We start from the raw sequence: 25,994 nt of genomic DNA on the forward strand, positions 1-25,994 counted from the left end.
CCGAAAGGAACGCCGTGACCGATCGGATCGACTTCGCCGCCCTGCCCGACGACTTCGCCTGGGGCGTGGCCACCTCCGCCTACCAGATCGAGGGAGCCGTCGCCGAGGACGGCCGCGCCCCCTCCATCTGGGACACCTTCGCCCGCACCCCCGGCATGACCCACAACGGCGACACCGGCGACCGGGCCTGCGACCACTACCACCGCTGGCGGGAGGACATCGGTCTGATGCGCCAACTGGGCGTCGGCGCCTACCGGTTCTCGCTCGCCTGGCCGCGGATCGTCCCGGACGGCGACGGCCCGGTCAACGCCAAGGGACTGGCCTTCTACGACCGGCTCGTCGACGGACTCCTGGAGGCGGGGATCACCCCGTCCGCCACCCTCTACCACTGGGATCTGCCGCAGGCCCTCCAGGACCGCGGCGGTTGGCCCCGGCGGGAGACCGCGGAGCATCTCGCGGCATACGCGTCGGCCGTGGCCACCAGGCTGGGCGACCGCGTGCACCACTGGGCCACCCTGAACGAGCCGCTGTGCTCCGCCTGGATCGGCCACCTGGAGGGCCGGATGGCCCCGGGCCTGACGGATCCGGCCGCCGCGGTCCGTGCCTCGTACCATCTGCTGCTCGGCCACGGCCTGGCCGTCCAGGCGATCCGGGCCGCCGCCCCCCACGCCGAGGTCGGCATCGTCAACAACCTCAGCACCGTGGCACCGGCCACCGGCTCGCCGGCCGACGCCGAGGCCGCCCGGCGGATGGACGGACACACCAACCGCTGGTGGCTCGACCCCGTGCACGGCCGCGGCTTTCCCGCGGACATGCGCGAGGTGTACGGCGTCGAGCTGCCCGAGCGGGACGGCGACCGGACGATCATGGCCCAGCCCCTGGACTGGCTCGGGCTGAACTACTACTTCCCGTCCGTGGTCACCGCGGACCCGGCCGGCCCGCCGCCGTTCGCCCGCCCGGTGCGCCGGCTGCACGTCCCGCGGACCGGCATGGACTGGGAGATCGACCCGGCCGGCATCGAGACCCTGCTGCTGCGGCTCACCGAGGAGTACGCCCCGCGCAAGATCTACGTCACCGAGAACGGCTCCGCCTACCCCGACGTCGTCACCCCCGAGGGCACCGTGGCGGACACCGAGCGCACCGACTACCTCCACCGGCACGTCGCCGCCTGCGCCCGCGCGGCCCGCAAGGGCGCCCCGCTGGCCGGATATTTCGCCTGGTCCCTGATGGACAACTTCGAGTGGGCGTACGGCTACGACAAGCGCTTCGGCCTGTTCCACGTCGACTACGCGACCCAGCGGCGCACCCTCAAGGACAGCGGCCTGCACTACGCGGGGCTCATCCGGCGCGGGACCAGGGCCGCCCGCTCTACTCGATGACGAGCTCGACGTCGATGTTGCCGCGGGTGGCCTTGGAGTAGGGGCAGTACTGGTGGGTCGCCTCGACCAGCCGGCGTCCGGTTTCGCCGGCGAGGGCGTCCGGCAGCTCCACCCGCATGACCACGCCCAGGCCGAAGCCGGTGTCGTCCTTGCCGATGGAGACCTCGGCGGTCACCGAGACGTCCTTGGTGTCGATCTTCATCTGGCGCCCGACGTTGCCCATGGCGCTGGCGAAGCAGGCCGCGTACCCGGCGGCGAAGAGCTGCTCGGGGTTGGTGCCCCCGCCGCTGCCCCCGAGCGCCGGCGGCATGGCGAGGGCGAGGTCGATCTGCCCGTCGGAGCTGACGGCCCGGCCCTCGCGGCCGTTGGCGGTGGCGACGGCGGTGTACAGCGCGTCCATGGCAATCCCCTTTGTCTCGTCGTTCGGCTCGGCCTTCACCGGCCCGGCGACCGGTTTCCGGTCGCCGACACCCATAAAGATTGCACACACTTAGATTGAGTGCAACTTAGTTGTGCACAACTAAATAGCGGCGAGCTAGCCTGAACCCATGACCACGCTCCCGGTGCCCGACTCCGAACTGCTCCGCCTGGACCACCAGGTCTGCTTCCATCTGCACGCCGCCTCGCGCGCCTTCGGCAGCGTCTACCGGGACGCCCTCAAGGACCTGGGCCTGACCTATCCCCAGTACCTGGCCATGCTGGTCCTGTGGGAGCACGGCCCGCAGCCTGTCAAGGCCATCGGCGAGCGGCTGCGGCTGGATTCCGGCACCCTCTCCCCGCTCCTGAAGCGTCTGGAGACGGCCGGACTGGTGCGCCGCGAGCGCAGCGCCGAGGACGAGCGGTCGGTCACCGTGCACCTGACCGCGGCGGGCGAGGACCTACGGACCGCGGCCCTTCCCGTGCCCCGCCGGATACTGGCCGCCACCGGCCTCACCGTCGACGAACTCCGCACCCTGCGCGGCCTGTTGGGCCGGGTCACCGACGCGCTCGACGAGGCCTGACCGGCGCCGGGCGGACCGATCCGGACAGGGCCCCGGCCGAGTCCGGCGGGGTTCGCCCCGTGCCCTCCGTCGACCCGTGCCGTTAGGACAGGCAGATGCCTTCCGCGATGCGCAATCAGGCCGCGAACGTGCTCGCCCAGCCCGGTGCGCTCATCACTCCATTGAGCTACCGAGGTTGGGGAGATTTCGGGGCCAAGGCGTATAAATGGTGGCCGATCCAGCCGGAGCCGCCGGTGAGCACCCGCCAGGACGCGGTTGGCAGCACGCCTACGAGCAGCACGCCCACGAACAGCGGAGGAGCGCCACGTGAATGCGGCAGAAGTTGTGAACGACCTGCTGGTCCGACGATTCGGGGTCGCGCCGGCCGACATCGGCCAGGAGACGCCGCTGCGCAGTCTGCGGATGGATTCCCTGGCGCTGGAGGAACTCCGGGTGCTCATCGAGGACCGGATGGACATCGACCTCGACGAGGTGGCGCTGACCTCGCGGGACACCGTAGGGGCGCTGGTGGCGGCCGTCGACGGCAAAGTCGCCGCGTGACGGCCCGGCAGCAGCCGTTCTCCGCGGCGGTGACGGGGCTGGGGCTGGTGACCGCGGCGGGCGTGGGGGTGAAGTCCGCCTGGCATTCCCTCACCCATGACACCGTGCCGGGCGGAGTGACCCGGCCGGCGGAACTGACGGATCTGCCCTGCGACTTCATGTACACCATCGCGGACCTGGACCCCGCCGAGGTGCTGGGTGTGGCCACCCAGCGGTTGATGGACCGCTTCTCCCAGCTCGCGGTGATCGCCGCGCGGGAAGCGATCGCCGACGCCGGGCTCGAGCCGGACACCTGGGACAGCGGCCGGGTCGCGGTGGTCATCGGCTCCGCACACGGCGGACTGGCCTTCTACGACCAGCAGCACGCCGCCATGGCCGGGCGCGGCGCGCGGCGGGTCTCCCCCAAGCTCGCGCCGCTGACCGTCATCAACGGCGCGGCCAGCAGCGTCTGCACGGACCTCGGCGTGCACGGCCCCAGCTTCGGCGTGGCGACCGCCTGCTCCTCCGGCACCGTCGCGCTGGGCACGGCACACCAACTGCTGCGGGCCGGGGTCTGCGACATCGCCATCGCCGGCGGCGCCGAGTCGCCCGTCTCCCGGCTGCTGATCGCCAGCGCCTGCCAGATGAAGGCGGTCTCCACCCGCCGGGAGAACCCGGCCGCCGCGTGCCGGCCGTTCGACGCGGCACGGGACGGCTTCGTCGTCGGCGAGGGCGCCGGCCTGCTCGTACTGGAGCGGCCCGAGCACGCCCGCGCCCGTGGGGCCACGATCCGGGCCCACGTCGCCGGGTACGGCGCGTCCAGTGACGCCTATGCGGCGGTGGCCCCGGACCCGGACGGCAGGGGCATCGAGCGGGCGCTGCGGACGGCGCTGGCGGACGCGGACGTGACGGCGGGTGACGTCGGGCACGTCAACGCCCACGGCACCTCGACGGTCGTCAACGACCTCGTCGAGGCCACCGTGCTGGAGCGCGTGCTCGGCGACCACCCCCTCGTCACCTCCACCAAGGCGATGACCGGGCACACGCTGGGGGCCGCCGGCGGCATCGAGACCGCTCTCACCGTGCTCGCCCTGGAGCACCAGCTGGTTCCGCCGACGGCCAATCTCGATGTGCCGGATCCACACGTCCCCGTCGAGGTCGTGCGCTCGGAGGCACGGTCCGCGACGTTCGCGTGTGCGGTCAAGACGTCGCTCGGCTTCGGCGGGCACAATGCCGTGCTCGTGCTGACTCGCGGTTGATCATCCGCACCCCACCGACTGCGACCGGCGGGAGCGTGCGCGCCTCGCCGGCGCAGCCCGTTCCCGCCGGTCTTCCCGAGAAGGAATAGCCATGCACGAGGAAACGATCCGCTCTTTGTCGGTGGGCGGGGTGTCCTATTCGTACCGGCTACTCCGGCAGCCGGACCGGATCACCGAACCCGTCATGGTCCTGGGGGGTGCCCTACAGGGGATGTTCGGCTGGCCGCAGATGGAGGACCATGTCGGGCCGGTGGCGGACGTGGTGACCGCCGACCTGCCCGGTATGGGGAGTGCCGACCCGCTCCCCCCGGGACCGAGCATCGGCATCGTGCGCACGGCGATCGAGCGGATCATCGACGACCTGGACGTCCCGCGCATCAATCTCTTCGGCTTCTCCTACGGCGCGGGCCTGGCCTACGGGTGCGCCCAGCTCTTCCCCCGCCGTATCGCGCGGCTGGTACTCGGCGGCGTACCGGCGCACATCACCGACGCGCAGCTCGACCTCTGGCGGCAGGCCGCCGACCATCTCGCGGAGGGGGACGCGGAGTCGTTCGCAACGCTGGTCACCCAGGGCCTGATGTGTCTCGACGAGCGACGGCACGTGACCAAGCGGCGGCTGGCCTACCGCTATGTCCGGCGTTCGATGCTGCATGCGGCCCGGCACTCACCGCACGCCGTCGAGTCCCTGCGGCGCGCGCTGACCGATCGCCCGGACTTCTCCTCGGGCCTGACCGGCGTGCCGACGCTCGTCTTCAGCGGCGAACACGACACGGTGACGTCCCCAGCCCGCCAGCGTGACTTCGCGGCCCAGATCCACGGCAGCCGCTTTCTGACGATTCCCGACGCCGATCACTGGGTGGTGCTCGAGCGCCCGCAGGACGTCGCCGATCTGGTCGCCCGCTTCTTCACCGACGCGCCCCTGAACTCGGCGCCGTGCATGATTCCGGCGGTGCGCGAGGAGCTGGCCCTGGTGGACCCGGCGTACGCGTGAGGCGTCGCAGCGGCGGGGCTGCCAGCGGCACCGAATCGTCCGAGCTGCGACCCTCCTGACATTCCCTTGCGGTTATATAACCACCGAGGGATACTCTGAGGATGCCCATACCGTTCGACGTACTCGCGGAGCCCAGCCGGCGCAAGATCCTCGATCTGCTCCTGGAGCGGCCCCACCTGGTCGGTGAGCTCACGGAGCGGACCGGACTGAGCCAGCCCGGCACCTCCAAGCACCTGCGGGTACTGCGTGAGGCCGGGCTGGTGCAGGTGCGCCAGGACGCCCAGCGCCGGTGGTACGAGCTGCGCCCCGAACCCCTCGCGGAGCTGGACGCCTGGCTCGCGCACTACCGGCATCTGTGGACCGGGAGCCTCGACGCCCTCGAACGGCATCTCGACGCCATGGAGGACGAACCCCGATGACCCCCCGCTCCGACACCCTCACCACTGCCGACGGCCGCACCGCGCTGCGCATGGAGCGACGACTGGCCCACCCACCGCGCAAGGTGTGGACCGCGATCACGGACCCGGCCCATATCGGACGGTGGTTCCCCGCAGACGTCACCGTCGAGCTCCGCCCCGGCGGGGCGATCCACTTCGCCATGCCCGGTGTGAGCGGCATCGCCATGAGCGGCACGGTCACCGACGCCGACGAGCCCCGCCACTTCGCCTTCACCTGGGGCGAGGACCACCTCAGCTGGGAGATCACCCCGGACGGGGACGGATCACTGCTGACCTTGGTGCACACCTTCGGCGACCGCTTCGGCGCCGCGAGCTTCGCCTCCGGCTGGCATCTGTGCATTAGCGCGCTGTCGCAACTGCTCGACGGCGAGTCGCCGGCCGTCTCCCCCGACTCGGGTGCGCTGCACGAGGCGTATCTGGAGCAGTTCGATCTCGGCCACGGCAGCGTCGAGAACGGCACGGAGGGCCCGCAGGTGCGTTTCGAGCGGCAGCTGGTGCGGCCCGCCGAAGCCGTCTGGGCCGCGCTGACCGCGGGGGACGAACCGTCGCCCGGGGCGCCCGCCCCCGAGGGCTTCACCGCCGAGCAGGCCCCTGGCGGTCCCGTCATCGAGGTAGAGGCACCCGAGGTGCTCGCCTACCGCTGGCACCCGGAGGGCACGGTCCGCTGGGAACTGCGTCCGGGTACCGGCCACGGCCCGCGCCTCGTCCTCACCCAGACCGGGCCGCAGGGATTCGACGCGGAGGCGGCGCTGGCGGCGTGGCACTCCCGTATCGAGCACCTGGCGGCGCGGCTGCTCGAGGACTGAACGGCCCGGACACCCCCGTCATGCGCCCCCTGCCCAGAGGTACGCAGGGGGCGCAGCGACGTTTCCGGAGAAAGCGTCCAATTCGCCCGCTGACCGTGTGAGCCAGGCAACTTTCCGGCCCCCGAAAAGCGGCCCGAGCGCGCCCCACGGGTGATGCCGGGCACAGGGCGTGCGTCACGTACGAGCCCACCTAGTCGAGACGCATCCGGCACAGCGCGCTCGACGCGGACTTTATATCGGGCATTTCTCTCTAACTCACGAAGATAGGTAGTACTCGGCATCATTGCCACCATCCAGGGCGCTCGCTAAACATGGTTTTCGGCAGCACCGAGAACGAGCCGATGACCTCAGCCAGAACGGCGAGCACGGCACTGACCCTCGGCCCGCTGCCAAGCCACCAAAGGCCCCCCGTTCCCCCCTGGAAGAGGTCACCCCGCATGCCCCGTATCACCACGCCCCGCACCGCCCGCATCGGCCGCTCGCACAAGCTCTCCGCGGCGCTGGTGGCCACCGCGAGCTGCGCAGCAGCTGTTGCCATGGCGACGCCGAGCCAGGCTGCGGCGCCCGCCGACCACGCGGCCACCGCGTCCGCCGCCAACCAGATAAAGGTCACGGCCGTCGACACGCAGGCGCACACCGCGAAGCAGGCCGCCGCCAAGGCCGACGGCAACCAGCACGGGAACAACCTGGACGGCTGGATCCGCCAGTCGCTGGACATCATGAAGTCCAAGGGCATCCCCGGCTCCTACGAGGGCCTGCACCGCAACATCATGCGGGAGTCCAGCGGCAACCCGAACGCCGTCAACGGCTACGACGTCAACGCCGTCAACGGTGTGCCGTCCAAGGGCCTGCTCCAGGTGATCCAGCCCACCTTCGACTCGTACCACGTCAAGGGCACGGCCAATAAGCTCACCGACCCGGTCGCCAACATCACCGCCGCGGCCAACTACGCCGCCGACCGCTACGGCTCCATCGACAAGGTCAACTCCGCCTACTGAGTCGGAGCCCACAGCGTCACCACAGCACAGCAACGGCAGTGGCCCTGCCCGCATCGCGCGGGCAGGGCCACTGCCGTTTTTCCTGGCTGAGCAGGCGTCAGTAGCCGCGGCCGCCCAGAATCCCGCCGCCGAGCAGAGCGTGCAGCACCCGCCCGACGACGAACAGGCCGTCCCGGTCCTCGTAGCGGTGGCGGCGGTTGCTCTGACGGCCGTTGTCGCGGCGCTTGTCGAAGCGATTGTCGAGGCGGTTGTGGCGGCGGTCACCGTCGGAGCGCATGTGCTGAGCCTGCCCCTGGTGCATGCGCGGCTGGCCCTGGTCGGGGGCGGGCGCCGCGGCAGCTGCGCCGGTGGCGATGACGCCCGCCACGAGGGCGCCGGTGAGAACGGTGGAAACTCGACGAAGCATGAGCACTTCCCTAACGGTGAGTATGCGGGGGACTACTGCTTGCTGTCTCACCATCAGGCACGCACGCGCCCGCGGCCACACGACAGTCCGGATGCTGCTGCGAACGGACCATCAGCACCGCCGTTTCGCCGTAGTCAAACTCCCTGACGGGCTAGGGGGTGTCGTCACACGCGCGCCGTCCGCCCGCAGGGCGGGGCCTGCGGTGTCCGGCGCCTCGCAAGGCGAAGGGACTCCCGCGAGGGGACACCTCCCATACCCCTAAGGGCCTGGTGGAGGGGGTACGCGGGTGTTCCGACAACGCTGCGAGGTGCCGTGCCGGGCGCCGCAGGCCGGACGGAAGTGTGACGGCACCCCCTAGGGGTGCCCCGGTGGACAGCTCGATTCGCGGCCGGGGGGTGATCCGAGAGGCACACCCCGGAGCCGCCAAGGCGACTGACGGGGCGACATGCCCTTCTGCACCGCCGCACGCCGCAGCGCGAACGCCCGGCAGGCGGGACCGGTGGGGATGGCTCGTGCCACTCCCGCAATGGCCGGCACGGGTGCCGTGCGCCACATTTGCCAATTCCGCGGCGACTCCCCGGGGATTCCGTGCATTCCCCTCCCTTAATGCGGGCATGCGGACCGGGTACGGGAAAGCCCAATTCGCATGTGAGCCAGGCAACTTTGGCTCTCCGGGAGAAGGGCTTTCAGGCCCTCGCCGGGTGATGCCGGGCACAGGGCGCACGTCACTTACGACCTCCGCTAGTGGGAGAAATTCGGGGCCACGGCCGAGAAATGAGGCCGGTCGAAGAAATCTCCGGCGATCTCACGAAGGTGCCTAGTACAGGCCGTCATTGCCATCGACTGGGGCGGTCGCTAACTATGGATTTGCGCCGGGAACGAGCCAGCGAATTCAGCCCCCAAGGGCGAACGCGGCACCTGACTTCCCGACGCAATACGCGCCGCTGAAGGCCGCCTCCCCGTCCCCAGTACCTGGAAGAGGTCACTCCGCATGCCCAGCTTCACTCTGCCCCGCACCGCCCGCATCACCCGCATCACCCGCACCCACAAGGTCGCCACCGCCGTTCTGGTCGCCGCCGGCGCCACCACGGCCCTGGCCGTCACCGCCGAGCCGAGCACCGCCCAGGCCGCCCCCGCGCACGCCTCGGCCGCGGTCAAGCCGGTCAGCGTCAACGGCCTGCCGGCCACCGCGAAGGCCAAGGGCGACGCCCCCAAGGCCGAGCACCCGGCCATCAAGTCCGTCGCCGCCCAGGTGAAGGTCAAGGCAGCCCCCAAGGCCGCGCCGAAGGCCGCCAAGAAGGCCGAGCCGAAGCGCTACGCGAACAACCTGGACGGCTGGATCCGTCAGTCGCTGGACATCATGAAGTCCAAGGGCATCCCCGGCTCCTACGACGGCCTGCACCGCAACATCATTCGGGAGTCCAGCGGCAACCCGAACGCCGTCAACGACTGGGACATCAACGCGATCAACGGCATTCCCTCCAAGGGCCTGCTGCAGGTGATCCAGCCCACCTTCGACACGTACCACGTCAAGGGCACGGCCAATAAGCTCACCGACCCGGTCGCCAACATCACCGCCGCGGCCAACTACGCCGCCGACCGCTACGGCTCCATCGACAACGTCAACTCCGCCTACTGAGCCACGGGCGAAGACCGGCAGTGAGCCGGAAATGCGTACGGTGCGAAACATCGTGAACAAGCCGACTGGATGGTCGGCGGAGGCAGTGCGAAGCGGCTGACTGGCGCGTTCGCCGCTGCGCAGCGAAACGGGTCCCGGCACTTGCCGGGGCCCGTTTCGCATGGGGAATTGACGGCCAGTCGGGTGAGATGCCCCGGCCGGTCGGCGGATGGTTGGCCTGTTGGGCCATAGCTGCGGTCCGATGAGCGTATGAGTCTTTTTATCGGCAGGATTCTGCTCAATTTCCGCCGTACCTGACCCAACCGTAGGACTTCGGAGGCACTCGATGCCCTTGCGCAGATCCGGTCCGGCCCGTCGCACACGCCAGATCGCGGCCGGAACTCTCGTCTCTCTTTTCTCCGTGTTCGCGCTGCCCCTCGCGCTGCCCGGTACCGCTGACGCATCGGATGCCGGAAAGAGACCCTCGCACCCCGAGCAGGACTGGATGGGGTCCACCATCGTGGCCCACGAGGGGGGAAACCGGGCGGGCGGCTCCGAGCCTCGGTCGACCCGGGCCACCGTGTCCGGTGTGGATGTCTCCAGCCACAACGGCAACGTCGGCTGGTCCGCGCTGCGGGAGAGCGGCGTGCGCTTCGCGTACGTCAAGGCGACGGAGGGCACCAACTACCGCAACGCCTACTTTCTCCAGCAGTACAAGGGCGCGTACGACGCCCACCTGATCCATGGGGCGTACCACTTCGCGCTGCCGGATCACTCCACCGGTGCCGTGCAGGCGAACTACTTCGCGACCCACGGCGGCGCCTGGTCCAAGGACGGGAGGACCCTGCCGGGGGCGCTCGACATGGAGTACAACCCCTACGGTTCGACCTGCTACGGCATGAGCTCCGCGGAGATGGTCAACTGGATCGGGGACTTCGTCAAGGCCTACCGGGCGAAGACCGGTCGCGATGCGGTGATCTACACCTCGACCAACTGGTGGAAGCGGTGCACCGGCAACTCGGGGCGGTTCGGCAACACCAACCCGCTGTGGATCCCGCGCTACGGCGGCTCCGTCGGCGCGCTGCCGTCCGGCTGGAAGTTCCACAGCATCTGGCAGCACACCTCCTCCGCACCGGGGATCGGCGACCGCAACCGTTTCAACGGCTCGCTCACCCGTCTGAAGGTTCTCGCGAACGGCGGCTGATGCCGCGGCTCCTCGCGACAACGGCCGGCCCCCGGCGCCCTCTTCGGCGCCGGGGGCCGGCCGTTGTGTCCAACTTGATTGGATCTTCGGGGAATTGAGGTACAACCATCCCGGTACGTCCGGTGTCCAACACTGCGAAACGAACACGCAGCGCCAACACCCGACGGGGGTACACCATGAAGCGTTCACGTGCCATTGCGGCTTCAGCAGCGCTGGCCGTGGCGGGAATCGCCACGATGGCCACAGCCACCACCGCATCGGCCGCCACCACAGCCGCGTCCTACAACGGCGCCTGTGGCAGCGGCTACAGCGTGGTGAATTCCGTACCGGTCACCGGAAAGGGGACCGTCTACCTCACGTACAGCGCGAAGACCGGTAAGAACTGCGTCGTCACGGTGCGGAACACCACCGGCAAGCCCGTGTACATGTACACCTATCTCGCGGCGAGCGACGGAAGTTCCGACCCCGTCTTCGACAGCGGCCTCTACACCTCTTACGCCGGTCCGGTCTATCTGCCGGCCAAGGGCCGGTGCGTCGACTGGGGCGGCACGATCGAATCCGTCAGCGTCAGCGTCTCCGGCTCCAACTGCGGCCGTATGGCGCCGGGCGTCGTGAGGCACCACTGAGCGTGAGTTCCTCATGAGCTCGTGGTGAGCCCTTCATGAGCTCGTCGTGAGTGCGTCGTGAGCTCTTCCGGGGAGCGGGCCCAGCGGCCCGCTCCCCTTTTTCATCGGCAGTGCTCCCGGCGGCTCACCGGGCGCCGCTCACGTGGTGGGACTGCCGTAGGGCTGGGTGAGGATCTCCATGGCGTGGCCGGCAGGGTCGAGGAAATACACGCCCCGGCCGCCGTGGTGGTGATTGATCTCGCCCGGCCGTTCCTGTCGGGGGTCGGCCCAGTACGCCAGGCCGGCCTCCTCGATGCGCGCGAACGACGCGTCGAATTCCTCCTCCGAGACGAGGAAGGCGTAGTGCTGGGTCGTGATCCGCTCCGGGTCGACGGTGGCGTAGTCCAGGGTGACGCCGTTGCCGGTCTCGACCGGGACGAAGAAGCCGGCCTCGGGGCCGACCCGCAAATCCAGGATGTGCGCCAGGAATTCGGCGGAGGCCCGGTTGTCCCGGGCGGAAACGATGGTGTGGTTCAACTCGACTGACACGGTGGAATGCCTCCAACGGGCATCTCCCGGGCACCTCCACGCCTCACCCGGCCGGTGACCGACGCGCGATGCCGTACAGCGATCCTAAGCACGGGTGGGCGCCGCTGTCACGGTGCGCCGGTGCTCTCCCGGGCCTCCAGGTGTGGCAGTTCGCCCTGGACGGTGCGCGGCGGGACGCCGTCGAGGACGGCCAGGAGTTCCTGGGCGGCCAGTCTGCCGAAGCCGGCGGTGTCGCGGACGAGCGCGGTCAGGCGGGGGTGGGTGACCCGGCAGAGCGGGGAGTCGTCCCAGGCCACGATCGACAGCCGGCCCGGCACGGGAATGCCGCGCTCGGCGGCGACCGAGGCACCGGCCACGGCCATGACGTCGTTGTCGTAGATGATCGCGGTGGGCGGCTCGGCGGCGTCGAGAATGCGGCGGGTGGCCTCGGCCCCCTCGGCGTCGGAGTAGTCGGTGGTCACGGAGCGGACATGCCGTTCGTCGAGGCCCCGCCGGTCCGCTTCGGTGCGCAGCGAGTCGATGCGGCGTTCGGTGTGGGCCAGGCCCGGCATACCGGCGACGTGCACGATGCGGCGGTGTCCGAGGCCGTAGAGGTGGTCGAGGACCCGGGCCATGGCCTTGGAGTCGTCGGCCCAGACGGTGGCGAACGGCGGTTGTGCGATGGGCGGTTGCGCGGTGGACGGTTGCGCGGTGGACGGTTCGACGACGGGCGGTGCGGCGGCGAGCGGTTCGGTGGTCTCCGGGCCGGCAACGCCGCCGACGACGACAGCGGGGAGGCCGAGCGAGGCCAGGAGCTGCGGCCGCGGGTCCTGGGTGCGCGGGTCGACGACGAGGACGCCGTCCACCCTGCATTCGGCCCACCATCGGCGGTAGAGCGCGCATTCGCTGTCGAGATCCTCGACGACCTGGAAGAGCAGCGCGATCTTGTGCGCGGAGAAGACTTCCTGGATGCCGGAGACGAGTTGGAGGAAGAACGACTCCACTCCGAGGGTCCGGGCGGGGCGCGCGAGCACCAGCCCCGCGCAGCCCGCGCGTTCACCGGACAGTGCGCGGGCGGCGCTGTTGGCCTGCCAGCCCAGCTCCTGGGCGACGCTCCGGATCCGGGCGCGGGTCTCCTGGGAGACGCCCGGCCGGTCGTTGAGCGCGAAGGACACGGCGCTCTCCGACACTCCGGCCCGACGGGCGATGTCCTTGATCGTCGGCCGACGGGCCGGCTTGCGGCGCGCGGCCCCACCGGGCGCTGTCATGGCGGGCCCTCCTCATGGCCTGAACCGCATTAGTGCGGTCAGTCTGATCAGCGTCGCGGGGGCTGTCAAACGGTTCCGGAGGGGCGGTCCGCCGGACATTGTGGTCGCGGGTATTGACACCCACTAAAACGCATTAGTACGGTCTGCCGCGTCGTCACCCGAGGGTGGCCGTAGTGCAGCGCTTTGGCTCGGTTCCGGTAAAGGAAAAGCAGCGCGAAGGGGTCAGTCAGTCATGCGTATTTCCCGCCGCACGGTCGTCGTAGGTGCGGGTCTGCTCACTTCCGTGCTCGCCGTTTCCGCCTGCGGAGCATCGGAGGGGGCCGGTGGATCCGACAGCGCATCGGGAAAGATCGAGGGACAGGTCACCTTTCAGACCTGGAATCTCAGAGCACATTTCAAGGATTACTTCGAGGGCATTGTCGCGGACTTCCAGAAGAAGTATCCGGACGCCAGGGTGAAGTGGATCGACCAGCCGGCCGAGGGGTATCCGGAGAAGCTCAGCGCCGATGCGGCGGGCGGGACGCTGCCCGACGTGGTCAATGTGTCGCCCGATCTCGCGTATCCGCTGGCGAAGGCCGGGCTCGCGCTCGACCTGGAGAAGGCCGCCGGGAAGTACCGCGGCGAGTATCTCGACGGTGCGTGGCGGAGCCTTCGGATGCCGGGGCTGTCGGGGGTGTACGCCTTCCCGTGGTACCTGAACACCGGCCCGATGTTCTACAACAAGGAGCTCTTCCGGCAGGCCGGACTCGATCCGGACAAGCCGCCGACGACCTACGACTCGCTCTTCCGGGACGCCCTGGTGATGGCGCGGCGGAGCGACCGCAGGACGGCGATGCTGGCGAGCACGCCGGCCATCGAGGATTTCGGCCGGTACGGCGTACGGCTGATGAATGCGCGGGGTACGGAATTCACGTTCAACGAACCGAAGGGTGTCGAGCTGCTGCGGCACTACAAGGAGCTGTACACGGCCGGGGCGCTGGATTCCCAGGCGCTCACCGCGCAGGCCGAGTCCGCGGGGCGGAAGTTTCAGCAGCAGTCGGTGGCGATGAATCCGGGCAGCGCACTCGATCTGCAGAATTTCAAGAAGGACGCGCCGAGCCTCTACCGGCATATCGGGATCACGGACACCGTCAACAACACCGGTAAGGCCAATATGTATGTCCAGGGTCTTATGGTGAATGCGCAGAGCAAGGTCAAACCGGCAGCCGTCGCGTTCGCGCATTTCGTCACGGACAGAAGGAACCAGATGGCCTTCGCCAGAAAGGTCGCGATCTTTCCCAGCACCAGGGGTTCGCTGGACGACCCGTACTTCACCCGGGAGGACGGCACCGACGCGACCCGGGTACGGGTGGCATCGGCCAAGTCCCTCGGGACCGCGGTGAATTACACGCCCGTGGTGCTCAGCGAGCAGATGAAGAACGTGCTGCGCAACGCGGTGGCCAGGGCGGTGCAGGGCAAGCAGTCGCCGAAGGCGGCGCTGGACGGAGCGGTCGCGGCGTGCAACCGCCTGCTCGCGACGGGCTGAGGCACGCCGTGGCGACGTCGAGGTTCCGTGCGATCCGTACCCGGCCGAGGCCCCGCACGGCCCGTACCCATCTGCCGTCGAGCCCTTGGCTGTTCCTGGCTCCGGGGCTGCTGGTCGTGGCCGCGTTCAGTCTGTATCCGTTCGTGAGCACGGTGATGAACTCCTTCACCGACGCGCGCACCCTCACCGCGGGACGGTTCACCGGCGGCGCCAACTACCGGGAGCTGATCCACGACGCGATGTTCTGGACGGGGCTGCGCAACAGCCTGCTGTACGTCCTGGGGGTGGTTCCGCTGCTGGTGATCCTGCCGCTGCTGCTGGCGCTGCTCGTCCAACGGCAGATCCCCGGGATCTCCTTCTTCCGGGCCGCCTTCTACACCCCGGTGGTGGCGTCCGTCGTCGTGGTCGGGCTGATCTGGGTCTGGCTGCTGGACGACCGGGGGCTGATCAACGCGCTGCTGGAGGGCCTCGGCTTCGGCGGGGCCGGCTTTCTGAGCGACCCGTGGCTGCTGTTGCTCAGCGCCATGGCGGTGACCGTGTGGAAGGGCCTCGGCTACTACATGATCATTTATCTGTCGGCGCTGGCCAACGTCCCCCGGGAACTGCACGAGGCCTGCGCGGTCGACGGTGCGGGCGCGGTGCGCCGCTTCCTGACGGTGACGGTCCCCGCGATGCGGTCGACGATGGTGCTGGTGGGTGCGCTCTCCTCGGTGGGCGCCTTCAAGGTGTTCTCCGAGGTGTATCTGATGGCCGGTCCGGCCGGCGGCCCCGGTGGTGAGGACACCACCTTGGTGATGCTCGTCCAGCAGGCCGGCACCGGCCTGAGCGGGCGGGTCGGCTACGCCTCGGCGCTGTCCGTCGTCGTCTTCGTCATGACGCTCGGGCTGATGCTGCTGGTGCTGCGCGCCCATCGCAGGGCGGACGCGGAGTGAGCGCGGGGCGCGGCCGGGAGCAGGCCGGGCGGCGGACGGCGGCCTGGCGGACGGCGCTGCGCTATCTGCTGCTGCTGGCGGTGCTGGCGCTGACGGTCGGGCCGTTCCTGTGGCAGCTCTCGACCTCTCTCAAGGGCCCCGGCGAGGACATCTACCGCTACCCTCCGAGCCTGATCCCCCACCGGCCCACCCTGGCCAACTACGCCGGCGTCGCGGAGATCATCCCGGTCTGGGACTTCGCGCTGAACTCCTTGCGGGTCGCCGCCGCCAATGTGCTCACCAACTGCGTGGGCGCGGCGCTGGCGGGCTACGCCCTCGCCCGGATGCGCTTCGGTGGCCGCCGGGCCGCGCTGGCCGTCTTCCTCATGGCGATGCTGGTGCCGGTCGAGAGCATCATGATCGCCCAGTTCGTGACGATGCGGGAGCTGCAGCTGAACAACACGCTGACCGCCGTGGTGCTGCCCGGCTGCATCGGGGCGATGAATGTGCTGCTGATGCGCAACGCCTTCGCGGCGCTGCCGTACGAAATCGAGGAGGCGGCGTTCGTCGACGGTGCCAACGCCTGGCAGCGGTTCGTGCGCATAGCCCTGCCGTCGGTCAGGGGCACCCTCGCCGTCGTCGCGATCTTCGCCTTCATGGGCGCCTGGGACGACTTCCTGTGGCCGCTGATCGTGCTCAGCGACCAGTCGAAGTTCACCCTGACCATCGGGCTGAACTTCCTGCACGGCACGTTCGCGGACGATCAGCGGCTGGTGGCGGCGGGCACCGTCATCGCCGTCCTCCCGCTGATCGTGATGTTCGCCTGTCTGCAGCGTTACTTCTTCCGCGGTGTCGGCGAAGGCGCCGTCAAGGGCTGATCCGCCATCGCACCCCACTCCCCCGCTGCCTCACCGACCGGAAGCGCAGGACGCCCCCATGCCCATGCCGGACCGCACCGTCCCCCACCCGACGCCCCGCCACGCCGACCGGCCGCCCGGCGCACCGCACCGCGTGCGCTTCGGCGTCAACTACACGCCCGCCGAAGGGTGGTTCCACCACTGGCTGGACTTCGACCTGGACGCCGTGCGGGCCGACCTCGATTCCCTCGCCGGCCTCGGTCTGGACCACATCCGGGTCTTCCCGCTCTGGCCGGTCTTCCAGCCCAACCGCACGCTGATCCGGCCGCGCGCCGTGGACCAGCTCGTCCAGCTCGCCGACGCCGCCGCCGAACGTGACCTGGACGTGAACGTCGACGGTCTCCAGGGCCATCTGTCGAGCTTCGACTTCCTGCCCGCCTGGACGCGGACCTGGCACCGCCGCAGTCTCTTCACCGACCCCGACGTGCTGTCCGGCCAGGCGGAGTATCTGCGCACGCTCGCCGCCGCCCTCGCCGACCGTCCCAACTTCCTCGGCATGACGCTCGGCAACGAGATCAATCAGTTCTCGGACGGCCCGCACCCGGACCCGGACCGCATCACCCACGAGCAGGCCGCCGCCTGGCTGGAGCGGATGCTCGCCGCGTGCGAGCGGGGCGCCCCGGGCCGGCTGCATCTGCACGCCGAGTACGACGCCGCCTGGTACCGCGACGGGCACCCTTTCACGCCCGCTCAGGCCGCCCGGCTCGGCGCCGTGACCGCCGTGCACTCCTGGGTGTTCAACGGCACCGCTCAGCGGCACGGCCCGGCGGGCACCGCCACCGAGCACCACGCCGCGTATTTGATCGAGTTGTCCAAGGCGTGGGCCACCGACCCGCACCGCCCGGTATGGCTCCAGGAGGTCGGCGCCCCCACCTCGCACATCCCCGAGGACGGGGTGGCGCGCTTCACCGAGGCCACCGTGGTCAACGCGCTGGACTGCCCGGATCTGTGGGGCGTGACCTGGTGGTGCTCGCACGACGTCGCGCGGTCGCTGGCAGACTTCCCCGAGCTGGAGTACGGGCTCGGACTGCTGCGCAACGACCGCACGGTCAAGCCCGCGGGGCGGGCCGTCGCCGCGCTGGCCGAGGAGTGGCGCGAGGCCGCCCACCGGCCCCCGGTGCGCGGCACCGCACTGGTCGTCGACGCCGGCGGGGCAGAGGCCGCGCCTCGCCGCTCGGTGTGCGCTCCCGGCGGCGTCGTCTTCGAAGCCTGGGCGAAGCTCGCCGCCCAGGGCGTTCGACCTGCCCTCGTACTGGCAGAACATGCCGACGACACAGCACATCTGAGGTCACGTCGGATCACCGAAGTCCGCACACCCGACGAGGTCGGCTGAGACCGCCGGCCCCCACCGGAGGAGGCCGTCATGCCTCCGTACCCCATCCATCCCGCACTCCCGCCGCCGTGGGCTGCCGGCCGGGGCGGGCGCCGCGAAGTGAACGCGGTGTCCGAGCTGTTCCTCGCCTCGGACCCGGCCAGGGCCGGCCACCCCTGGTAGCCGGCTGTCCGCTCCTCCCGTCTGCCGTCCCGTCCGCACTCCCCATTTCCCGACCCGTCTTTCGGAGTTGCCGCCATGCATGACGACCGCGCACTGATCGAAGCCCGTCTCCAGCGTGTGCTGAACGAGCGCATCCGCCCCGCCCTGTATCCGGAATCGGTGCCCCTGGAGGTCGCGGCGTGGGTCGCGCCGGGTGAACCGGTGCCCGTGGCGGAGGGTCTGGCAGCACCTCACACTCCGGTGGCCGTGGGCGACGCCTGGGGTGCGCCCTGGGGGACGACCTGGTTCAAGGTCACGGGGCAGGTGCCGCGGGAGTGGGCCGGACACACCGTGGAGGCGGTGCTCGACCTCGGATTCGACGAGCGGATGCCGGGCTTCCAGTGCGAGGCACTCGTTCACACCCGCGACGGCAGCCCGATGAAGGCCCTCAACCCGCGCAATCAGTGGGTCCGGGTGGGTGCGCCGGTGCGCGGCGGCGAGCGCGTCGAATGGCATCTGGAGGCCGCGTCCAACCCCGTCATCCTGGACGTCCCGCCGTTCCGGCCCACGCGGCTGGGCGACCTGGAGACGGCGGGCACCGAACCGCTGTACCGGCTCGCGCGGTTGGACCTGGCGGTGTTCGACACCGAGGTGTGGGAGCTGGTCCAGGATCTGGAGGTGCTCGGTGAGCTGATGGCGGAGCTCCCGGTGGACGGTCCGCGGCGCTGGGAGGTGCTGCGGGCGGTGGGCCGGGCGCTGGACACCGTCGATCTGCAGGACGTGGGCGGGTCGGCGCGGGCCGCCCGCGCGCAGCTGCGCGAGGTGCTGGCGGCCCCCGCCGCGGCGTCCGCGCACCGGATCAGCGCGGTGGGGCATGCGCACATCGACTCGGCGTGGCTGTGGCCGCTGCGGGAGACCGTACGGAAGGTGGCGCGTACGACGGCGAACATGACAGCGCTGCTGGAGGACGAGCCGGAGTTCGTCTTCGCCATGTCGCAGGCGCAGCAGTACGCCTGGATCAAGGAGCACCGGCCGGAGGTGTACACGAAGGTCAAGAAGGCGGTCGCGGACGGGCGGTTCGTGCCGGCGGGCGGGATGTGGGTGGAGTCGGACACCAACATGCCGGGGTCGGAGGCGATGGCCCGTCAGTTCGTGCACGGCAAGCGGTTCTTCATGGAGGAGTTCGGTGTCGAGAACGACGAGGCCTGGCTGCCCGACACCTTCGGCTTCGCCGCGGGACTGCCGGGGATCATCCGGGCGGCCGGCTCGAAGTGGCTGCTGACACAGAAGATCTCCTGGAGCCAGGTCAACACCTTCCCGCACCACACCTTCCGCTGGGAGGGCATCGACGGGACCCGGATCTTCACCCACTTCCCGCCGGTGGACACCTACAACTGCCAGATGGCGGGCAGTGAGATCGCCCATGCGGCACGGAACTTCAGGGACAAGGGCGTGGCCCGGCACTCGCTCGCGCCGACCGGCTGGGGCGACGGCGGTGGCGGCACCACCCGCGAGATGATCGCCAAGGCGCGCCGACTGCGCGACCTGGACGGTTCGGCCGTGGTGGAGTGGGAGAAGCCCGCCGACTTCTTCGCCAAGGCGGAGCGCGACCACCCCAACGCGCCGGTCTGGGTCGGTGAGCTGTATCTCGAACTGCACCGTGCGACCCTCACCAGCCAGGCGCGGACCAAGCGCGGCAACCGCCGGAGCGAACAGCTGCTGCACGAGGCCGAGCTCTGGTCGGCCACCGCGGCCGTCGCGGCCGGGCGCCCCTACCCCCACGCCGCTCTGGACCGGCTCTGGAAGACCGTCCTGCTGCACCAGTTCCACGACATCCTGCCCGGTTCCTCCATCGCCTGGGTGCATCGCGAGGCGGAGCGGACGTATGCCGCGGTCGCCGAGGAGCTGGAAGGCATCATCGCGGGCGCCCTGGCGGCGCTGGCCGGCAGCGGTGACGACGACCTGACGGTGAACTCCGCGCCGCACGGCCGCGCCGGGGTGGCGGCCGGGGCCGTCGGCCGGGCGGTGGCGGAGGGCCCGGCCGTGCGTGCCGGGGCCGCACCCGACGGCGGGTTCTTCCTCGACAACGGACTGTTGCGCATCGGGATCGACGCGCGTGGCCTGATCGTCTCCGCGTACGATCTCGTAGCCGGCCGCGAGGCCGTCGCGCCTGGCGGCGCCGCGAACCTGCTGCAGATCCACCCCGACTTCCCGAACATGTGGGACGCCTGGGACGTGGACGCCTTCTACCGCAACGTCGTCACGGACCTCACCGAGGCGGACGAGGTGGCCTGGGGCGCGGTGTCGGCACAGGCCGCGACGCTCCGGGTCAGCCGCTCGTTCGGTGCGTCACGGGTGGTGCAGGACCTGACCCTGGCCCGCGGCGATCGGCGCCTGGACATCGCGACCGAGGTGGACTGGCACGAGACGGAGACGTTCCTCAAGGCCGCCTTCCCCCTGGACCTGCATGCCGAGCGCTGGGCCGCGGAGACCCAGTTCGGGCATCTCCACCGGCCCACGCACACCAACACCAGTTGGGAGGCCGCCAAGTTCGAGGCGTGCGCACACCGCTTCGTCCATGCCGAGGAGCCGGGCTGGGGCGTGGCGCTGGTCAACGACTGCCTTTACGGCCATGACGTCACCCGCACCGTGCGGGAGGACGGCGACCGCGGAACGACCACGACCGTCCGGCTCTCCCTGCTGCGCGCCCCGCGCTTCCCCGACCCGGAGACCGACCAGGGCCGCCACCGTTTCCGCTATGCGCTCGCGCCCGGGTCCACCATCGGCGACGCGGTGCGCGAGGGCCACCGGATCAATCTCCCCGAGCGGCGGATCATGGGGGCCGGGCCCGTCGCGCCGCTGGTCACCGTCGACAACGACGCCACGGTCGTCACGGCCGTCAAGCTCGCCGACGACGCCGGTGGCGATGTGATCGTCCGCCTCCACGAGGCCCACGGCGGCCGTGCCCGAACCACCCTCACCACCGCCTTTGCGCTGGTCGGCGCCCACACCACCGATCTCCTGGAGCGCCCGACGGACGACGGACCGGCGCTGGAGCGGGCCGGGGACACCCTCCGGATGACGCTGCGGCCGTTTCAGATCGTGACGCTGCGCCTGGTCCGGGAAGGCGGGGGCCCGGCCGCGGCGGCTCGGTGACGCCGGGCCTGCGCCCACGCCGGTGAGCCGGCCGAGGGCATGCGTCAACTGCCCTGCCCGGCAAGCCGGTTGACGGCGCCCGCGCCCGGTGGCCGCGGCGGCGCGTCACCCGGGGTCGGACGGGCGCGAGCGGGCCTTGGCGCAGGTGTCCCGGCGCGGAGCGGAACGCCGCTCGCGGCCGGCAACCGGGCCGGGCCCCGGTTCCGGCTCCTGGGCCACGTCATGGCAGGGATCGCCGGCCGGGTCCAGACCCAGCATGTCCATCAGCAGGGACAGGTCGTCCGCGTCGCGTGCGCGGCCGGCCAGCGCCTGGCGGGCACGCCGGCGCTGCTCGCGGGACGGCATACGGCGTGGCGCGGTGTCGTCGGCGGTGCTGTGTTCATCGGTCACCGCTGCATTCTCGGCCGGGTGGCGGCGGTGTGCCCGTCGAGCGGGCCGATGGGTTGTCGTACGAAATTCCCGGGCCCCACTGGGCCGAACGGGTTGCTCCGGAGTGCGTCATCGCCCGCCCGTCGGCCCCGGCGCGCGGATGCAGATCGCGGGGCGGGGGGTGATGCTGGAGTCGCGGGGGACCGTGGTGAGGAGGGTTGTCCCATGTCCATGATGGACAAGATCAAGCAGATGCTGAAGGGCCACGAATCGCAGGCCGACAAGGGCATCGACAAGGCCGGGGACTACGTCGACGGACGGACCCAGGGCAAGTACAAGGGGCAGGTGGACACCGCCCAGGACAAGCTCAGGGAGCAGTACGGCAGGCCCGGCGACCAGGACCGGCCACCGCAGCCCTGACCTCGACGAGCCGCGCCGCTGCGCGGCGGCTCACCACCTCGTCTTCGACGCGGGCACGCCCTCGGGCGCGCCCGCGCCCTGCCCTGCTCGTACGCTGAGCCGATGATCACCGCGTCCGTGCAGCTCACACCCGACGTCGTCCTGCGCCCCGCCGTCCCGGCCGACGCCGCCGGATTCGCCCGCGCCTACCTCCGCAGCCGTGACCACCTCCGGCCGTGGGAGCCGGACCGCGACGACGCGTTCTTCACCGCGGCCGGACAGTCGGAGCGCCTGCGCGTCCTGCTGGCCGAGCGGGACGAGGGGCGCGGGATGCCCTGGGCGCTGGTACGGCAGGAGGCGGGCGCGGAGCGCGACATCGTGGGGGCCATCACACTCTCCGGCATCGTGCTGGGCCCGCTCCGCAGCGCCAACGTCGGCTACTGGATCGATCCGGGCCAGCTGGGCCGCGGTCTGGCGTCGGCGGCCCTGACCGCGGTCTGCGCGGCGGCCGACGGCGAACTGCACCTGCACCGGCTGGCGGCCGGCACACTGCTCGACAACGTCGCCTCGCAGCGGGTGCTGGCCAAGTGCGGTTTCGTCGAGTACGGAGTGGCCGAGGAATACCTGCACATCAATGGCGCCTGGCGCGCGCGTCGCCTGTTCCAGAAGATCCTCAACGACCGGCGCCCGTGAGGACGCGAGGACGCCCGCTCCCGGCGGGGGAACGGGCGCCCCGGGCGGTGCGCGGCGGTCAGGCCGGGCGGATCATTTCCGCCTGAGGGCCCTTGTTGCCCTGGGTGACCTCGAAGGTCACCTTCTGGCCTTCCTGGAGCTCACGGTAGCCCTGCGCGTCGATGTTCGAGTAGTGCGCGAAAACGTCGACGCCGCCACCGTCCTGCGCGATGAACCCGAATCCCTTTTCCGAGTTGAACCACTTCACCGTGCCGCTGGCCATATCCCTGTCTCCTTCGTCAAAAACGGGCTTGAATCGGCTTCCGTCATTGACGGAATCCGGAGGTGATCGCCCTGGTCCGGAGACGCACTGCACAGCAAGAACGCCCGTGAATGCGACACGGGCGTCCGGCACTTCGGAACCACGACAGCTGATCAGGACGCTACACCGACCAACGCCCGGCGGCCACGATCATCATGGCTGACGCGTCACCCTTCACCGGGCAGGGCCATGCCACCTCGCCCGGATCCACGATCGATCGGACGTGCGTACGAGAAATTTCGGCCGGCCCTTCAGGAATGCCGGGCAGGAATGCGCGTTCGGAATGCGGGGCCGCACTGCACGGCCGGCAGACTCTGGCCGAGGCTCCGAAACCGCGGGCCCGAGGGCGCGCCGGAACGAGCCCCGCCGGGCGCCGGTCGACTACTCCGAACGGTGCGCGGCCGGGCCCGGTCACGATCGCACCGGGCCCGGCTCACGCCAGGTACGGCTACCAGATCTCGTTGACCCACTCGGGGTGGTCGATGAACGGGTTCCGGTTGTGCTGGTACTTGTCGAATATCACCTGGTTACGGTGCTTTTCGAAGGTGTCCGGCGGGTCCTGCTTGCTCCACTCCGTAAGGACCGAGAGCCGCCCGATATTCGGCGCGGAGCCGTTGTCCACCTTGTCGTTGGGCTCCAGGTCCGCGAAGCCGCCCTCGCCGTCGTAACGGACGGCCATGTACAGGATCATCCGGGCGACATCGCCCTTGACGGCGTCGCGGGGCTCGAAGGAATCGTCGTCGGTGTAATTGCCCGGCGCCTCACCGACCTCCGTTCCACCGTTGTCGAAGTCCTTGTTGCCGCGGGTGCTGTTGACGGACACATCTGCCGGGCGCAGGTGGTGGATATCGGTGCCCGGCCCGGTGGCCGTACCGAAATCACCGTGCGACTTGGCCCATACGTGCTCGCGGTTCCAGTCGTCCGGATTGCTGCCGTTGGAGTCCTTGCTCTGCGAGCGCCCGGAATACAGCAGAATGACGTTCGCGCTGTTGGCCGGATCCTGGTCGGTTTCCTTGAGGGCGTCCCAGACCTGGGAATAGGACAGTTTCCCGGTCTGGGTGCTGCTGATGATCTGGTGCAGCGAATCCTTGAGGGCCTGGCCGGTCTTTCCTATCGCGTCCTTGTAGTACGTGTCGTCGTACTGCGTGGTGTCGTAGCGCGTCAGGCCGGGGTGCGATGCACCGTGCGCGACGGCGGGTCCGCCGGGAGCCGCCGTACCGGCGGTGGCGGTGGACGAGAGCGGTACGGCCACTGCGACGAGCGCAGCTCCGGCTGCCACGGTCAGCGCGGTTCGGCGCCGACGGGCCGAGCGGGTGTTGTCCACGGATGGTGTCCTCTCCCCGAAATGTGGCACCGGACCGCGAAGTGTGGGGGCACGGCCGGCACCGGCCGTTGGGTACACGGCCGCAGGCAGCCTTCCATCACGGTATTCACATCGGTGTGAACACAGGGCGAGAGTTGTGTGATTACCCGGTGGCGAACGGTCAACTGCGTCTATGGTGCGGTAAAGGCGGCAAGCCGGTGAATTGCTGTTTCGTCGTCAGGAATGACCGCCGCTCCCGTCATCGCTCACCGCAGACCGCGCAGGTTCCGCAACTCCCCGATCCGCAGCAGCCGGGCGAGCCCGAGGAACAACAGGGCCATGGTGCCCCCGCCCACGGCCAGGGCCAGGACCGGGAGCCGGTCCGCCGAGGCGGAACAGGCGCGCGCCACCAGCCAACCGACCCCTCCGGCGACCACCGCGGCGAGGGTCAACTTGCCGTAGGTACGGCACAGTCGGCGCCCGTCGAGACGTCCGGCGAGCCGTCGGCGGAGCAGCAGCGCGGTGGTGAGCATCCCGACGGCGTAGGCGACGGTGTAGGCGGCGGCCATCCAGGTCACCGCCCAGCGGGCCGGCAGGAGGTAGTGACAGGCGGCGGCCAGGCCGATGTTGACGACGCTGATGCAGACGGCCATCCAGAACGGCGTACGGGTGTCCTCGAAGGCGTAGAAGCCGCGCAGCAGCAGGTACTGGGCGGAGAACGGGATCAGGCCCAGGCCGAAGGCCTGGAGCATATGGCCGGTGGGGACGGCCGAGGCGGGGTCGACCGCGCCGTGGGCGATGAAGAGCTGGGCGATCTGCGGGCCGAAGGCGAGGAAGAAGAAGGCGGCGGGAACGATGAGGGCGCCGCTGACCCGCAGCCCGCGCGACAGGTCGTCGCGCAGATCGTCCAGGCGGTGCTCGGTGGCGGCGCGGCTCATCCGCGGCAGCAGCGCCGTCACCAGCGAGACGGTGACGATGGACTGCGGCAGGTTCCAGATGTTCTGGGCGTTGGAATAGGCGGCGTATCCGACGCCGGCGGTGGGCAGTTGCTGGTCCGCGGCGGTGGCGAAGTGCGTGACGACGACCATCGCGACGAGGTTCGCGAACACGAACAGCAGGGTCCAGCGGGCGGCCACGACACTTTTGCGCAGTCCGTGGCCGAGCCAGTCGAACCGCGGCCGGAAGCGGAATCCGGCGGCGCGGACGAAGGGGATCAGGGCCAGGCCCTGGAGGGCGATGCCGCCGGTGGTGGCCAGGCCCAGGAGGTCGATCTGGGCCGGCGTGATGTCCTGGATCCGATCGGGCCCCGCCAGCAGGCCGATGTAGAGGGCGAACATCGTGATCAGCACGACGTTGTTGAGCACAGGTGTCCACATCATCGCGCCGAACTTGCTTCTGGCGTTGAGGACTTGCCCCAGGATGAAGAAGAGCCCGTAGAAGAAGACCTGCGGGAGGAGGAAGCGGGCGAAGACGACCGTGAGCTCGAAGGACGCATGCGACGCGGGGGTGTCCGGGGTGTACACGGCGACGATGGCCGGGGCGGCCCACACCGCGAGCGCCGTACCGGCCGCGAGGACGCTCAGGACGAGGGTGACCAGCCGCTGCTCGAAGGCGCGCCCGCCGTCCGCGTCCTCGGCGCGTGCCCGGACGAGCTGCGGGACCAGCACCGAGTTCAGGGCGCCGCCGATCAACAGCGTGTAGATGCTCATCGGTACGGCGTTGGCGATGCCGTACGAACTCGCGAGCAGGCCGGTGCCCACGGCCCCGGCCTGCAACACCGTCCGGATGAGCCCGGTCGCCCGTGAGATCACCGTCCCCGCGGCCATCAGCAACGACGATCGCGCCAGGCTGCCGCCCTTGCCGCCGCGCTTGCCGCCGTCCGCGGGCGCGACGTCCGCCCGCTGTT

Annotated in this window: 27 protein-coding genes; 19 read left to right on the forward strand and 8 right to left on the reverse strand. The window is 70.2% G+C overall.

What is annotated here, in order from left to right:
- Positions 1 to 14 precede the first annotated feature (14 nt).
- Entirely contained in the window at positions 15 to 1,379 is a 1,365-nt protein-coding gene (locus ACGFML_RS13050) for a GH1 family beta-glucosidase (RefSeq protein WP_393542991.1), read from the forward strand.
- On the opposite strand, the gene ACGFML_RS13055 is transcribed toward ACGFML_RS13050, so the two are convergent.
- Entirely contained in the window at positions 1,369 to 1,779 is a 411-nt protein-coding gene (locus ACGFML_RS13055; RefSeq protein WP_393542993.1) for an organic hydroperoxide resistance protein, read from the reverse strand. The genes ACGFML_RS13050 and ACGFML_RS13055 overlap by 11 nt on opposite strands.
- A gap of 148 nt (positions 1,780 to 1,927) precedes the next feature.
- Here ACGFML_RS13055 and ACGFML_RS13060 point away from each other — a divergent pair, with 148 nt between their 5' ends.
- The 7 genes from ACGFML_RS13060 to ACGFML_RS13090 all read left to right on the forward strand — a co-directional run bounded on the left by ACGFML_RS13060 (position 1,928) and on the right by ACGFML_RS13090 (position 7,411).
- Positions 1,928 to 2,380, forward strand: coding sequence for a MarR family winged helix-turn-helix transcriptional regulator (locus tag ACGFML_RS13060; RefSeq protein ID WP_393542995.1), 453 nt, complete (start codon positions 1,928 to 1,930; stop codon positions 2,378 to 2,380).
- Between the two features lie 306 nt (positions 2,381 to 2,686).
- The gene (locus ACGFML_RS13065; protein ID WP_393542997.1) at positions 2,687 to 2,920 is read left to right on the forward strand and encodes an acyl carrier protein; all 234 of its coding nucleotides are present in this window, start codon (positions 2,687 to 2,689) and stop codon (positions 2,918 to 2,920) included.
- Positions 2,917 to 4,158 (forward strand): beta-ketoacyl-[acyl-carrier-protein] synthase family protein, encoded by a 1,242-nt coding sequence (locus ACGFML_RS13070; protein ID WP_393542999.1) that lies wholly within the window; start codon positions 2,917 to 2,919, stop codon positions 4,156 to 4,158. Before ACGFML_RS13065 ends, ACGFML_RS13070 begins: the two co-directional genes overlap by 4 nt.
- Before the next feature lie 91 nt (positions 4,159 to 4,249).
- Positions 4,250 to 5,149 (forward strand): alpha/beta fold hydrolase, encoded by a 900-nt coding sequence (locus tag ACGFML_RS13075; protein WP_393543001.1) that lies wholly within the window; start codon positions 4,250 to 4,252, stop codon positions 5,147 to 5,149.
- A gap of 101 nt (positions 5,150 to 5,250) precedes the next feature.
- Positions 5,251 to 5,568, forward strand: a complete 318-nt coding sequence (locus ACGFML_RS13080; protein ID WP_393543003.1) for an ArsR/SmtB family transcription factor — start codon at positions 5,251 to 5,253, stop codon at positions 5,566 to 5,568.
- Entirely contained in the window at positions 5,565 to 6,413 is an 849-nt protein-coding gene (locus tag ACGFML_RS13085; protein WP_393543005.1) for an SRPBCC family protein, read from the forward strand. The genes ACGFML_RS13080 and ACGFML_RS13085 overlap by 4 nt, the downstream gene beginning before the upstream one ends.
- A 437-nt stretch (positions 6,414 to 6,850) precedes the next feature.
- Positions 6,851 to 7,411 carry a transglycosylase SLT domain-containing protein gene (locus ACGFML_RS13090; protein ID WP_393543007.1) on the forward strand — a complete coding sequence of 187 codons (561 nt, stop codon included), beginning with the start codon at positions 6,851 to 6,853 and terminating at the stop codon, positions 7,409 to 7,411.
- A gap of 97 nt (positions 7,412 to 7,508) precedes the next feature.
- Here the strand turns inward: ACGFML_RS13090 and ACGFML_RS13095 are convergent, their stop codons facing one another.
- Entirely contained in the window at positions 7,509 to 7,817 is a 309-nt protein-coding gene (locus ACGFML_RS13095) for a hypothetical protein (protein WP_393543009.1), read from the reverse strand.
- 991 nt (positions 7,818 to 8,808) lie between these two features.
- Here ACGFML_RS13095 and ACGFML_RS13100 point away from each other — a divergent pair.
- The 3 genes from ACGFML_RS13100 (at position 8,809) to ACGFML_RS13110 (ending at position 11,265) form a co-directional block, all read left to right on the forward strand.
- The gene (locus ACGFML_RS13100; protein WP_393543011.1) at positions 8,809 to 9,456 is read left to right on the forward strand and encodes a transglycosylase SLT domain-containing protein; all 648 of its coding nucleotides are present in this window, start codon (positions 8,809 to 8,811) and stop codon (positions 9,454 to 9,456) included.
- Between the two features lie 325 nt (positions 9,457 to 9,781).
- Entirely contained in the window at positions 9,782 to 10,639 is an 858-nt protein-coding gene (locus tag ACGFML_RS13105; RefSeq protein WP_393543013.1) for a lysozyme, read from the forward strand.
- Between the two features lie 176 nt (positions 10,640 to 10,815).
- Entirely contained in the window at positions 10,816 to 11,265 is a 450-nt protein-coding gene (locus ACGFML_RS13110) for a spore-associated protein A (RefSeq protein ID WP_393543015.1), read from the forward strand.
- Positions 11,266 to 11,403: 138 nt separating this feature from the next.
- Here ACGFML_RS13110 and ACGFML_RS13115 read toward each other — a convergent pair whose 3' ends face one another.
- Both ACGFML_RS13115 and ACGFML_RS13120 read right to left on the reverse strand, forming a co-directional pair.
- Positions 11,404 to 11,793 carry a VOC family protein gene (locus ACGFML_RS13115; RefSeq protein ID WP_393543016.1) on the reverse strand — a complete coding sequence of 130 codons (390 nt, stop codon included), beginning with the start codon at positions 11,791 to 11,793 and terminating at the stop codon, positions 11,404 to 11,406.
- A 107-nt stretch (positions 11,794 to 11,900) separates the two neighbouring features.
- A complete protein-coding gene (locus ACGFML_RS13120; RefSeq protein ID WP_393543017.1) occupies positions 11,901 to 13,040 on the reverse strand; it encodes a LacI family DNA-binding transcriptional regulator in 1,140 nt (379 codons plus the stop codon).
- Between the two features lie 232 nt (positions 13,041 to 13,272).
- On the opposite strand from ACGFML_RS13120, the gene ACGFML_RS13125 reads away from it, so the two are divergent.
- The 6 genes from ACGFML_RS13125 to ACGFML_RS13150 all read left to right on the forward strand — a co-directional run bounded on the left by ACGFML_RS13125 (position 13,273) and on the right by ACGFML_RS13150 (position 21,023).
- Positions 13,273 to 14,565 carry an ABC transporter substrate-binding protein gene (locus ACGFML_RS13125; RefSeq protein ID WP_393543019.1) on the forward strand — a complete coding sequence of 431 codons (1,293 nt, stop codon included), beginning with the start codon at positions 13,273 to 13,275 and terminating at the stop codon, positions 14,563 to 14,565.
- Between the two features lie 32 nt (positions 14,566 to 14,597).
- Positions 14,598 to 15,497: a carbohydrate ABC transporter permease gene (locus ACGFML_RS13130; protein WP_393543753.1), complete on the forward strand. Its 900-nt coding sequence runs from the start codon at positions 14,598 to 14,600 to the stop codon at positions 15,495 to 15,497.
- Positions 15,494 to 16,354 (forward strand): carbohydrate ABC transporter permease, encoded by an 861-nt coding sequence (locus ACGFML_RS13135; protein WP_393543021.1) that lies wholly within the window; start codon positions 15,494 to 15,496, stop codon positions 16,352 to 16,354. The genes ACGFML_RS13130 and ACGFML_RS13135 overlap by 4 nt, the downstream gene beginning before the upstream one ends.
- Positions 16,355 to 16,418: 64 nt before the next feature.
- On the forward strand, positions 16,419 to 17,726 hold the full coding sequence (locus ACGFML_RS13140) for a glycosyl hydrolase (RefSeq protein ID WP_393543754.1): 1,308 nt from the start codon (positions 16,419 to 16,421) through the stop codon (positions 17,724 to 17,726).
- A 30-nt stretch (positions 17,727 to 17,756) separates the two neighbouring features.
- On the forward strand, positions 17,757 to 17,888 hold the full coding sequence (locus ACGFML_RS13145) for a hypothetical protein (RefSeq protein ID WP_393543023.1): 132 nt from the start codon (positions 17,757 to 17,759) through the stop codon (positions 17,886 to 17,888).
- Positions 17,889 to 17,963: 75 nt separating this feature from the next.
- Positions 17,964 to 21,023: an alpha-mannosidase gene (locus ACGFML_RS13150; protein ID WP_393543025.1), complete on the forward strand. Its 3,060-nt coding sequence runs from the start codon at positions 17,964 to 17,966 to the stop codon at positions 21,021 to 21,023.
- A gap of 105 nt (positions 21,024 to 21,128) precedes the next feature.
- Here the strand turns inward: ACGFML_RS13150 and ACGFML_RS13155 are convergent, their stop codons facing one another.
- A complete protein-coding gene (locus ACGFML_RS13155; RefSeq protein WP_393543027.1) occupies positions 21,129 to 21,413 on the reverse strand; it encodes a hypothetical protein in 285 nt (94 codons plus the stop codon).
- A gap of 204 nt (positions 21,414 to 21,617) precedes the next feature.
- On the opposite strand from ACGFML_RS13155, the gene ACGFML_RS13160 reads away from it, so the two are divergent.
- Both ACGFML_RS13160 and ACGFML_RS13165 read left to right on the forward strand, forming a co-directional pair.
- Positions 21,618 to 21,812 (forward strand): antitoxin, encoded by a 195-nt coding sequence (locus ACGFML_RS13160; protein ID WP_393543029.1) that lies wholly within the window; start codon positions 21,618 to 21,620, stop codon positions 21,810 to 21,812.
- 102 nt (positions 21,813 to 21,914) lie between these two features.
- Positions 21,915 to 22,484 (forward strand): GNAT family N-acetyltransferase, encoded by a 570-nt coding sequence (locus ACGFML_RS13165; protein WP_393543031.1) that lies wholly within the window; start codon positions 21,915 to 21,917, stop codon positions 22,482 to 22,484.
- A gap of 58 nt (positions 22,485 to 22,542) precedes the next feature.
- Here the strand turns inward: ACGFML_RS13165 and ACGFML_RS13170 are convergent, their stop codons facing one another.
- The 3 genes from ACGFML_RS13170 to murJ all read right to left on the reverse strand — a co-directional run bounded on the left by ACGFML_RS13170 (position 22,543) and on the right by murJ (position 25,914).
- Positions 22,543 to 22,746: a cold-shock protein gene (locus ACGFML_RS13170; RefSeq protein WP_393543033.1), complete on the reverse strand. Its 204-nt coding sequence runs from the start codon at positions 22,744 to 22,746 to the stop codon at positions 22,543 to 22,545.
- 487 nt (positions 22,747 to 23,233) lie between these two features.
- Complete coding sequence (locus tag ACGFML_RS13175) at positions 23,234 to 24,109, reverse strand: endonuclease I family protein (protein WP_393543035.1); 876 nt, start codon at positions 24,107 to 24,109, stop codon at positions 23,234 to 23,236.
- Between the two features lie 245 nt (positions 24,110 to 24,354).
- The gene (gene murJ, locus ACGFML_RS13180; RefSeq protein WP_393543756.1) at positions 24,355 to 25,914 is read right to left on the reverse strand and encodes a murein biosynthesis integral membrane protein MurJ; all 1,560 of its coding nucleotides are present in this window, start codon (positions 25,912 to 25,914) and stop codon (positions 24,355 to 24,357) included.
- Between the last annotated feature and the right edge of the window lie 80 nt (positions 25,915 to 25,994).

It is taken from the genome of Streptomyces sp. NPDC048650, assembly GCF_043199095.1.
Classification (GTDB): Bacteria; Actinomycetota; Actinomycetes; order Streptomycetales; family Streptomycetaceae; genus Streptomyces.

Coding starts and splice junctions, on each gene's coding strand:
- ACGFML_RS13085 (WP_393543005.1), top strand. CDS start 5,565: ATGACCCCCCGCTCCGACACCCTCACCACTGCCGACGGCCGCACCGCG.
- ACGFML_RS13100 (WP_393543011.1), top strand. CDS start 8,809: ATGCCCAGCTTCACTCTGCCCCGCACCGCCCGCATCACCCGCATCACC.
- ACGFML_RS13095 (WP_393543009.1), bottom strand. CDS start 7,817: ATGCTTCGTCGAGTTTCCACCGTTCTCACCGGCGCCCTCGTGGCGGGC.
- ACGFML_RS13105 (WP_393543013.1), top strand. CDS start 9,782: ATGCCCTTGCGCAGATCCGGTCCGGCCCGTCGCACACGCCAGATCGCG.
- ACGFML_RS13125 (WP_393543019.1), top strand. CDS start 13,273: ATGCGTATTTCCCGCCGCACGGTCGTCGTAGGTGCGGGTCTGCTCACT.
- ACGFML_RS13160 (WP_393543029.1), top strand. CDS start 21,618: ATGTCCATGATGGACAAGATCAAGCAGATGCTGAAGGGCCACGAATCG.
- ACGFML_RS13055 (WP_393542993.1), bottom strand. CDS start 1,779: ATGGACGCGCTGTACACCGCCGTCGCCACCGCCAACGGCCGCGAGGGC.
- ACGFML_RS13120 (WP_393543017.1), bottom strand. CDS start 13,040: ATGACAGCGCCCGGTGGGGCCGCGCGCCGCAAGCCGGCCCGTCGGCCG.
- murJ (WP_393543756.1), bottom strand. CDS start 25,914: ATGGCCGCGGGGACGGTGATCTCACGGGCGACCGGGCTCATCCGGACG.
- ACGFML_RS13165 (WP_393543031.1), top strand. CDS start 21,915: ATGATCACCGCGTCCGTGCAGCTCACACCCGACGTCGTCCTGCGCCCC.
- ACGFML_RS13090 (WP_393543007.1), top strand. CDS start 6,851: ATGCCCCGTATCACCACGCCCCGCACCGCCCGCATCGGCCGCTCGCAC.
- ACGFML_RS13075 (WP_393543001.1), top strand. CDS start 4,250: ATGCACGAGGAAACGATCCGCTCTTTGTCGGTGGGCGGGGTGTCCTAT.
- ACGFML_RS13145 (WP_393543023.1), top strand. CDS start 17,757: ATGCCTCCGTACCCCATCCATCCCGCACTCCCGCCGCCGTGGGCTGCC.
- ACGFML_RS13080 (WP_393543003.1), top strand. CDS start 5,251: ATGCCCATACCGTTCGACGTACTCGCGGAGCCCAGCCGGCGCAAGATC.
- ACGFML_RS13140 (WP_393543754.1), top strand. CDS start 16,419: ATGCCGGACCGCACCGTCCCCCACCCGACGCCCCGCCACGCCGACCGG.
- ACGFML_RS13110 (WP_393543015.1), top strand. CDS start 10,816: ATGAAGCGTTCACGTGCCATTGCGGCTTCAGCAGCGCTGGCCGTGGCG.
- ACGFML_RS13060 (WP_393542995.1), top strand. CDS start 1,928: ATGACCACGCTCCCGGTGCCCGACTCCGAACTGCTCCGCCTGGACCAC.
- ACGFML_RS13170 (WP_393543033.1), bottom strand. CDS start 22,746: ATGGCCAGCGGCACGGTGAAGTGGTTCAACTCGGAAAAGGGATTCGGG.
- ACGFML_RS13150 (WP_393543025.1), top strand. CDS start 17,964: ATGCATGACGACCGCGCACTGATCGAAGCCCGTCTCCAGCGTGTGCTG.